This window comes from Pseudomonas sp. H9 (genome assembly GCF_004353925.1).
Classification (GTDB): domain Bacteria; phylum Pseudomonadota; class Gammaproteobacteria; order Pseudomonadales; family Pseudomonadaceae; genus Aquipseudomonas.
In genome coordinates this window covers 1-952 of the sequence record NZ_SMOK01000057.1, presented here as the reverse complement: position 1 = coordinate 952, position 952 = coordinate 1, and the positions used below count along the sequence as shown (strand labels likewise).

Below are 952 nucleotides of genomic sequence, written 5' to 3'. Positions count from 1 at the left end.
GGCCTGTGGCGGGTTGCTCAGCTGGAAATGGAAGGTGACGTTGGCGTCGCCTTCTTTCGCCGCGTCTGCGGTGACTTCGACCTTGGTGTTTTGCACCGTGTCTTCAACGGTTGCAGTTGCATTCGCGCCTTTGAGGTCGGTGCCTTCGAAGTTGCCGCCATTCACTTCAGTGACGGTCGCAGTGACTTTGCTGGCGTCGGTGTAGACGTCTTCGATGTTGGCGTTCGGGACTGCGAGTTTGCCGTAACCCTTGTCGTCGACAGTGACGAAGTAGTCTTTGCCCGCGACGTTGACGGTCAACACGGCAGTGGAACCGGCCTGTGGCGGGTTGCTCAGCTGGAAGTGGAAGGTGACGTTAGCGTCGCCTTCTTTCGCCGCATCGGCGGTCACTTTGACCGTGGTGTCTTGGATGGTGTCTTTGACATCAACGGTCACCGACGCATCTTTCAGGTCGGTGCCTTCGAAGTTGCCGCCGTTTACTTCAGTGACGGTCGCAGTGACTTTGCTGGCGTCGGTGTAGACGTCTTCGATGTTGGCGTTCGGGACTTCGAGTTTGCCGTAACCCTTGTCGTCGACAGTGACGAAGTAGTCTTTGCCCGCGACGTTGACGGTCAACACGGCAGTGGAACCGGCCTGTGGCGGGTTGCTCAGCTGGAAGTGGAAGGTGACGTTAGCGTCGCCTTCTTTCGCCGCATCGGCGGTCACTTCGACCTTGGTGTTTTGGATGGTGTCTTTGACATCAACGGTCACCGACGCATCTTTCAGGTCGGTGCCTTCGAAGTTGCCGCCGTTTACTTCAGTGACGGTGGCAGTGACCTTGCTGGCGTCGGTGTAGACGTCTTCGATGTTGGCGTTCGGGACTTCGAGTTTGCCGTAACCCTTGCTGTCGACGGTGACGAAGTAGTCCTTGCCGCCGACATTGACGGTCAGGATGGCAGTGCTACCGGCCTGT

General features: G+C 57.9%; 1 protein-coding gene. It reads right to left on the bottom strand.

Annotated features, from left to right (window positions below; genetic code table 11):
* On the bottom strand, nucleotides 1-952 hold a 952-nt coding region (locus E1573_RS26845; RefSeq protein WP_165957396.1), incomplete at both ends, for an immunoglobulin-like domain-containing protein.